Raw genomic sequence first — 5,756 nt, forward strand, 5'->3', positions numbered from 1 at the left:
GTGTCCCAGATGGTCGACCGTGTGCTGGCGGTCGAGGAAGGCACCCGCCTGTTCATCCTGGCGCCGATGGTGCGCGGCCGCAAAGGCGAGTACCGCAAGGAATTGCTGGAACTGCAGAAGAAGGGCTTTCAGCGCGTCAAGGTCGACGGCGTCTTCTATGAAATCGCCGACGTGCCGGCGCTGGACAAGAAGTACAAGCATGACCTCGACGTCGTCGTCGACCGCATCGTCGTGCGTGGCGATCTCGCCACCCGGCTAGCAGATTCCATCGAGACGGCACTGAGGCTCGCCGATGGGCTGGCGGTCGCCGAATTCGCCGACAAGCCGCTCGACGCCAGCCAGACGGGCGAGGATTCGGTCAACAAGTCCAAGAACGAGACGCACGAGCGAATCCTGTTCTCGGAAAAGTTCGCCTGTCCGGTCTCCGGCTTCACCATTCCGGAAATCGAGCCACGTCTTTTCTCCTTCAACAATCCGTTTGGCGCCTGCCCGACCTGCGACGGTCTCGGCAGCCAGCGCGCCATCGACCCCAACCTCGTCGTGCCCGACGAGAACGTCTCACTGCGCGACGGTGCGGTCAGCCCGTGGGCGAAATCGACCTCGCCCTATTACGCGCAGACGCTGGAAGCGCTGGGCAAGGCCTACAATTTCAAGCTCGGCGACAAGTTCAGGGATTTGAGCGCGGAAGCCCAGGAGGCCATCCTGCGCGGCACCGGCGAGCGCGAAATCACCTTCCAGTATGATGACGGCCTGCGCTCCTACAAGACCACCAAGACCTTTGAAGGCGTCATCCCCAATCTCGAGCGCCGCTGGAAAGAAACCGAATCCGCCTGGATGCGCGAGGAGATCGAGCGCTTCATGTCGGCGACGCCTTGCCCGGTCTGCAAGGGCTATCGGCTCAAGCCCGAGTCACTGGCCGTGAAGATCGCCGGCAAGCACATCGGCGAAGTCACCGAACAGTCGATCCGTAACGCCGACAAGTGGTTCACCGACCTGCCAGCTTCGCTCAACGACAAGCAGAACGAGATCGCCGTGCGCGTCTTGAAGGAGATCCGCGAGCGGCTGCGCTTCCTCAACGATGTCGGGCTCGACTATCTGACGCTGTCGCGCAATTCCGGCACTCTGTCGGGCGGCGAGAGCCAGCGTATTCGCCTGGCTTCGCAGATCGGTTCCGGTCTCACCGGCGTGCTCTATGTTCTGGACGAGCCGTCGATCGGCCTGCACCAGCGCGACAACGCACGCCTGCTCGACACGCTGAAGCACCTGCGCGACATCGGCAACACGGTGATTGTCGTCGAGCATGACGAGGACGCCATCCTGCATGCTGACTATGTCGTCGACATGGGCCCTGCCGCCGGCATCCATGGCGGCGAGATCATCGCCCAGGGCACGCCGCAGCAGGTGATGGCCAATCCGAATTCGATCACCGGCAAATATTTGTCGGGCGCGCTCGAAGTGGCGACGCCCGGCGTGCGGCGCGAGGCGAAGAAGAACCGGCGGCTGAAGGTCGTCGGCGCGCGCGGCAACAATCTGAAGAACGTCACCGCCGAAATCCCGCTCGGCACCTTCACCGCCGTCACCGGCGTGTCAGGCGGCGGCAAGTCGACCTTCCTGATCGAGACGCTGTTCAAGGCGGCGTCGCGCCGCATCATGGGCTCGCGCGAGCATCCGGCCGACCACGACCGCATCGAGGGCCTCGAATTCCTCGACAAGGTCATCGACATCGACCAGTCGCCGATTGGGCGCACGCCGCGTTCCAACCCCGCCACCTATACCGGCGCCTTCACGCCGATCCGCGACTGGTTCGCCGGCCTGCCGGAAGCCAAGGCGCGCGGCTACCAGCCCGGCCGCTTCTCCTTCAACGTCAAGGGCGGCCGCTGCGAGGCTTGCCAGGGCGACGGCGTCATCAAGATCGAGATGCACTTTTTGCCCGACGTCTACGTCACCTGCGACGTCTGCCACGGCAAGCGCTACAACCGCGAGACGCTCGACGTGCTGTTCAAGGGCAAGTCGATCGCCGACGTGCTCGACATGACGGTCGAGGAAGGCGTCGATTTCTTCGCCGCCGTGCCAGGCGTGCGCGACAAGCTCGACACGCTGAAGCAGGTCGGCCTCGGCTACATCCATATCGGCCAGCAGGCGACGACCCTGTCGGGCGGCGAGGCGCAGCGCATCAAGCTCGCCAAGGAACTGTCGCGCAAGGCAACCGGCAAGACACTCTACATTCTGGACGAGCCGACCACCGGTCTGCATTTCCACGATGTCGCCAAGCTGCTGGAAGTGCTGCACGAACTGGTCGACCAGGGCAACACGGTAGTGGTCATCGAGCACAATCTCGAGGTGATAAAAACCGCCGACTGGGTGCTCGACCTCGGCCCCGAAGGCGGCGACGGCGGCGGCGAACTGGTGGCGTCCGGCACGCCGGAAGCGATCGTGGGCGAAAAGCGCAGCTACACCGGCCAGTTCCTCAAGGAGCTGCTGGAGCGGCGCCCCGGAGGCAAGCGCGAAGCGGCGGAGTGATGGCGAACCAGTCGGCGCTTGGAGAGCATTTGAATGACAATCCGAAGAGCGCTTCCCGGTGATCTCGAAACTGTCGTCTCGCTGACGGAAGCCGCCTACGCGCCCTATTCCGCACTGTTCGGCGCGCCACCGATCCCCGTCACTGAGGACTATGCACCGCGCATCGCGCGTGGCGAGGTCTGGCTCCTGGAGCGTGACGGCGAACTTGCCGGTCTCCTCACTCTGGAACGTCACGACGACCACGCGATGATCTTCTCAGTCGCCGTCGCGCCAGGATTTCAGGGCAAGGGCTTTGGCATTGCCCTGCTCAAACAAGCGGACGACCAGACGCTGGCGTGGGGCCTGCCCGAGGTGCGGCTCTACACCAACGCCAAAATGGAGCGGAACATCGCGCTCTATCTGGCCTATGGTTTCCACGAAACGGGTCGCCGGCCCCATCCATACCGGCCAGGATGGGTGCTCGTCGACATGGCGAAGCCGGTCGACAAGATCACGACGGGCTGACTTTTCTGAATTCGGGAGGATGGCAATGAGCAAATCGGGAACAATCCGCTCCGGCATGGGCGGCTGGACGTTCGAACCCTGGGATACGTCCTTTTATCCCGAAAAGCTCTCCAAGGCCAAGCAGCTGCAATATGCCAGCCGGCAGGTCTCGAGCATAGAGGTCAACGGCACCTATTATTCCAGCTTCAAGGAACCGACCTTCGTCAAATGGGCGAGCGAAGCGCCAGACGGTTTCGTCTATTCGCTCAAGGGCAACCGCTTCGTCACCAACAGGCGCGTGCTCGGCGAGGCCGGTGAATCGATGATGCGTTTCCTCGGTTCGGGCGTGGCGGCGCTCGGTGAAAAGCTCGGACCGATCCTGTGGCAGTTCGCGCCGACGAAAAAGTTCGACCCGGACGATTTCGAAGCCTTCCTCAAGCTGCTCCCGGAAAAGCAGGACGGCGTTGCGCTGCGCCACGCGGTCGAGGTGCGCAACGACAGTTTCATGGTGCCGGAATTCGCGGCGCTGGTGCGCAAATACAAGGCGGCGATCGTCTATGCCGACCACGCTAAATATCCGGCCATCGCCGACGTCACCGGCGATTTCATCTATGCCCGGCTGCAGACCGGCAGCGACGACAATCCCGATTGCTACACGCCGGCAGGCCTGGATGAATGGGCCGCGCKCGCCAGGACCTGGGCCGAAGGCAATGTGCCGGCCGACCTGCCGCGCACCGATCTCTCGACCGAAGCACCCGTCAAACCGCGCGACGTGTTCGTCTACTTCATCACCGAGGGCAAGGTGCGGGCGCCGTTCGGCGCCATGGCGCTGTTGAAGCGGGTGGCCGACTAAGGACATCGGCATAAGGACTTTCACGCCAAGCGCCTCTCCTATGCGTTTTTGGGGCAGGAAGGCGTCCAATCGAGGCAATTTCGGCACATTCGTAACCTTATCGATACCTCCTTGCTGCATGAATCCAGGCTGGCCAAGCCGCAGAGCTGGGATCGCCGCCGGCAAGGAACGAGGGCATGTCGCTCGACTACACTTCACTTCTGCTGGCTGTTGGTTTTTCCGCCACCTGCCTGAGCCTGACACTGTTTGGCATGTGGTTGACTGCTCGCTCGGAGAAATTCCTGCTGACATGGGCGGTCAGCCTGCTGTTGGTAGTCGCCGACATTTTTGCCTATGACGCCTATATCGACATGCCCGGGCGCCTGCTCGGCATCGCGACCGTTGCCCTGCTCCTGCTTGGTTTTTCAGCCATGCTGGGCGCGGCCTACCAGTTCCGAACCGGCGGCTCGCCGATCCCGCGAACGGTGGTTGGCAGCATTTCGCTGGCCGTCGTGCTGCCTGCCATGGCTCTCGGCTATGACGGTCTCGGCTTCATGCTGGAGAACATGTTTGCTGCCTTGCTTCTGTTCGCAACGGCGCTCGAATACTGGAAGGGTCGCAACGAAGCGCCTGCCCTGACAATCGGCATCACGGCGCTCTATTCGGCCACGGCCACGTCCTTCGCCCTCTGCGCCATGGTTCTCGCCTGGGACGGAAAGCTGATCCTTGGGCATGCACCAAGCAATTGGGCCGAGGAGTTGAGCCTCATCATCGTCATCGCCAGCATGACCGGCATTGGCGCCCTGTCGCTGGCGCTCAATCAAGGGCGCTTGGCCAGGCATCACCGCCACAACGCCCTGACCGACCCGCTGACGGGCCTACTCAACCGGCGCGCGCTGTTCGACCTGCATGGCAGTGCCCCGGTCGGAGCCTTCACCGCTGTGGTTGTGTTCGACCTCGACGGCTTCAAGTCCATCAACGACGAATTCGGCCACGCCGCTGGCGACGAGGTGCTGAGGGTGTTCGCCAGGGAACTCGCCGGCAATCTTCGCCCGACCGACGTCGCCGCGCGCATGGGCGGCGAGGAATTCGCTCTGGTGCTGAAGCGGACCTTGCCCGAAACGGCGGAGGCCACGGCCGAGGCCATACGGTCCGGCTTCGCCGCATGCCGCATCGAAACCGAGACGGGTTCGCTGACATGCACGGTCAGTGCCGGATTTGCTTTCGGCACAAAGGAGGGCCTCAGCTTCGACAAGGTGCTCAGCGCCGCCGACAAGGCGCTCTACGCTGCCAAGCGCGGCGGCCGCAACCGCGTCACCGCCTCGCCACTCCGGCGCGTGGGTTAACTGCAATCCTGATATGTCGACCGTATCGTCGGGACAGCCTTGCCTGTTTCGGCAAGACGATCGTGAGTGAAGGCAGCCCTATGCCGCCATGACGATTTCGTTGAAAGCATCGAGATCGACATAGAAGACCTTGGTGATTTCCTCGATCAGTTCATCGCGATCGTACCCCTGGGACCTCAATATGTTGATCGCGGTGATGATATCGACGCGTTCGGTTAGCCGCCGCTTCTGATAGTCCTCGACGTAACGTTCCATGGCAGTCCCTTAGCCTGTGTGCCCAAACGCGTTGAACGACAATCAGATCGCAGGAGGGAAGCTAGGAATGCATGCTTGCGTGGAACTTGCCCGGCCATCGCCGCGCCCCTCGATCTGCGATAACACCAGACTGATACGGAAACGGCCGACTCACAAAAGCCAAGAAAAGACTAGCACGCAGCCGCCGCCGCGCCAGAGACACGGATGACTGGATCGAAGAAATATTGGACTTGCGAAAGACTTCGGACCGTCACCTGAAGTCCATTGCCGATTCTAGTGCATGTCCCCTAAAAGTGCGCAGCGGTTTTGGGACAACGACA

Annotated in this window: 5 protein-coding genes; 4 read left to right on the plus strand and 1 reads right to left on the minus strand. The window is 62.4% G+C overall.

All coding sequences use genetic code 11. The annotated features are described in order from the left end of the window. The 4 genes from uvrA to ACXJ7R_RS23410 all read left to right on the plus strand — a co-directional run. Positions 1-2,520 (plus strand): excinuclease ABC subunit UvrA (gene uvrA / locus ACXJ7R_RS23395; protein WP_457153913.1); only part of this gene is annotated, 2,520 nt, incomplete at its 5' end. Positions 2,521-2,553: 33 nt separating this feature from the next. Then, the gene (locus ACXJ7R_RS23400) at positions 2,554-3,024 is read left to right on the plus strand and encodes a GNAT family N-acetyltransferase (protein ID WP_457153914.1); all 471 of its coding nucleotides are present in this window, start codon (positions 2,554-2,556) and stop codon (positions 3,022-3,024) included. 25 nt (positions 3,025-3,049) lie between these two features. Next, positions 3,050-3,856 (plus strand): DUF72 domain-containing protein, encoded by an 807-nt coding sequence (locus ACXJ7R_RS23405; protein WP_457153915.1) that lies wholly within the window; start codon positions 3,050-3,052, stop codon positions 3,854-3,856. A gap of 176 nt (positions 3,857-4,032) precedes the next feature. Next, positions 4,033-5,181, plus strand: coding sequence for a GGDEF domain-containing protein (locus ACXJ7R_RS23410; protein ID WP_457153916.1), 1,149 nt, complete (start codon positions 4,033-4,035; stop codon positions 5,179-5,181). 78 nt (positions 5,182-5,259) lie between these two features. On the opposite strand, the gene ACXJ7R_RS23415 is transcribed toward ACXJ7R_RS23410, so the two are convergent. Then, positions 5,260-5,436: a hypothetical protein gene (locus ACXJ7R_RS23415; protein ID WP_111546440.1), complete on the minus strand. Its 177-nt coding sequence runs from the start codon at positions 5,434-5,436 to the stop codon at positions 5,260-5,262. Positions 5,437-5,756 lie beyond the last annotated feature (320 nt).

It is taken from the genome of Mesorhizobium sp. P5_C1 (assembly GCF_054049815.1).